The organism is Actibacterium sp., assembly GCF_041584535.1.
Classification (GTDB): Bacteria; Pseudomonadota; Alphaproteobacteria; order Rhodobacterales; family Rhodobacteraceae; genus Actibacterium_D.
On the sequence record NZ_JBFHDW010000338.1, the window covers coordinates 1 to 2,517 of the forward strand.

At 61.3% G+C, this 2,517-nt stretch carries 3 protein-coding genes; 1 reads left to right on the plus strand and 2 read right to left on the minus strand.

Translation table 11 applies throughout. From position 1 onward, the window contains the following. Nucleotides 1-1,340: calcium-binding protein (locus tag ABYW26_RS13280; RefSeq protein WP_372605394.1), on the minus strand; the 1,340-nt coding region annotated here is incomplete at its 3' end. 196 nt (nt 1,341-1,536) lie between these two features. After that, nucleotides 1,537-2,046 carry an N-acetyltransferase family protein gene (locus ABYW26_RS13285; RefSeq protein ID WP_372605395.1) on the minus strand — a complete coding sequence of 170 codons (510 nt, stop codon included), beginning with the start codon at nt 2,044-2,046 and terminating at the stop codon, nt 1,537-1,539. Nucleotides 2,047-2,137: 91 nt separating this feature from the next. On the opposite strand from ABYW26_RS13285, the gene ABYW26_RS13290 reads away from it, so the two are divergent. Then, a partial coding sequence (locus ABYW26_RS13290) for an isoprenylcysteine carboxylmethyltransferase family protein (RefSeq protein WP_372605396.1) occupies nt 2,138-2,517 on the plus strand: 380 nt, incomplete at its 3' end.

Here is a 2,517-nt window from a genome sequence, read left to right on the forward strand (position 1 = left end):
ATCGTGTCGTTGCCGGTGCCGCCGTCGATCACATCGTCATCGCCGGTGATCGGGATGGTGTCGAAATGCACGTCGCTGACCACGATCAGCTGATGCGCGGTATCAAGGTTGTCATAGTCGATCAGAACCACCGAGACCGGGCCGGGGATCTGCACATAGACCGAGCCCTCTTTCGAGGACACGCTGTCATTCTTGCCGACCCCGGTCATCACCCCGTTCGACACGGTGTCGGTGCCATCCGTGATTATGGTAAAGGTCGCCGGGTCGATGACATTGCCATCGGCGTCATAGGCGGAGATCGTTACCTGATCGACCCAGCCGCCCATATCGAGGTCCTGAATGCGGAACTCGACATTCTCGACCTCGTTGGACAGGCCACTGCCGGCAGGGGCTTCGAACTCGATCCGGGCGACCGTGGTCTGGCCGCCGCCCCCGGCACTGTCCAGATAAAGGCCCGAGTTGGTGTCAAAGGTTTCGCCCGACTCGACATATTGAGTGCCGTCATACAGTTCGACCGCGTCGCCGTTCCCGCCTTGGGTAAAGCTGACGTTGACGTTCATCGTGCCGGTGCTTTGGGTAAAGCCGCTGGTCATGTCCTGACCGTCCAGGCCTTGCGACATCCAGTGCAGGTATTCCGAGGTCGCGCTTGCGTCCGGCCCGTCGCCATAGATCACATCGTCGCCCGCGCCACCGTCGATCTGGTCCTGACCAGCGCCGCCATAGATGATGTCATCGCCATCCCCGGCCGAAATCTGATCGTTCCCGGCCGCGCCATCGATGACATCGCCCATACCCAATGCGCCGGTGCCGATCCCGTCGTCCACGGCATCGCCCTCGGGGTCGTTGGCATAGCTTGCGTCGATCACGTCATCGCCGCCGGTGCCTTCGACCACGTCGTTCAGATCGGTGTAATTTGCATAGGTAAAGACCGGATCGCCCGCTGTCGCTTCCGGGTTCGAGGCATAGTCCATCACCTGATAGGTGCGGCCTTCGACCAGCGGCTGTTCGGACAGGGTATAGCTGCCGGTCGCGCCGCCGGACCAGACGTTGAACTCGACCACCTCGAAGGTTTCGCCGGTCACCGCGTCATAAAGGGTCCATGAATTCGTGCCGGTGACCTGAGCATTGGTCGAGGTCGTGCCGTTGACGGTGACAGTGGCGGTGGTGGGGTATCTGCCGCCTTCGCGGTCGAATGTGCCGGTCGAGTAGGTGTTTGTATCATTGATGGTGGCGGTGCCGTCGCGCTGGGTCGAACTGGACCACGTAAAACTGTCGCCGGCGGTGGTTGAAATCACCGTGCTGGGGTCAACGTCATAAATACCAACGACATAGGTCGTCATAAAACACCTGTTCCACTCGATATCGGCGCTTGAACCCGCGCCATGCCCGTAAAAACGCCCCGCCAGACACACTGCGGGCGCATGTATTGTTTCCATTTTTAATAAAGAGCGAATTGGGCGGGGTTTTGTGGCGCGGGTGACCGGTGGCGGGCTTCTTGGTGGCTGAATTAAGGCGGCGGCCCGCCGGGGATCGCGCTCAGAGCGGCTTTTCCATGCGGAAATTCGTCAGGGCGACGCTGTGCCGGATCACCGATTGCCGCGCCGTGGTGATCCAGCCGCGCCGGGTCAGGAACCGTTGCGACAGATGGCTGGCCTCGGTCGTCAGCAGGCTCAGGCTTTGGGCGCGGGCCCAGTCCTCGATCCGGTCATAAAGCGCCGCCGCTGCGCCGCGCCCCATCCAATCGGGCGTGACATAGGCAAAGTCCAGAAAGCCGTCCTCGGCCATGGTCATGAAGCCGATGATCCGGTCCTTATGGTCGGTGGCGACGCAGCAATAGCCGGCCAAAAGCTGATCCTGCCAGCCCTCCGGCGGGGTCGGGTCGGGTGCCCATGCCATGCGCTCGGCCGGGGAATAGAACCGATCGGTGCCGCCGTGAACCGACGCATGCAGCACCGCATAACAGGCCGCCGCATCGTCGGGACGGGCGCTGCGCAAACGGGGCAGATCGGGGCGGGGCAGGGTGGACAGCACGAGCAAAACCAGCACATCGGAAACAGGGCACTCAGATTAACGGGTTGCAGGGCGAAAGCAAACGCGTTCATGCTGTGGCCACCCGTTGCCACCCCGCGAGGATGCCATGACCCGACCCAGCCGTTCGCCTTTTACGCTGCTTGACATCCCGCCGGTCTGGCTGGTGATTTTCATCGCGCTTGGCGCGCTTCAGGCGCGGTATGTGCCGTTGATCGAAGGCAATCCGCTGACCGACTTTCTGGGGTTGATCGCGATCATCACCGGGCTGTTCCTGATCTTTGTCGCGGCAGCGCAGCTGTTCGTGCATCGGACCACGGTGATTCCCCGGCAGCGCCCGACCACGCTTGTGGTGCATGGAATCTTCGGTTTGACGCGAAATCCGATCTATTTGGGTGATACATTGGTCCTAACAGGGTTGATCCTGCGTTGGGATGCGTTTCTAAGTCTGGTGCTGGTTCCGCTGTTTATGACACTGATTCAAAGACG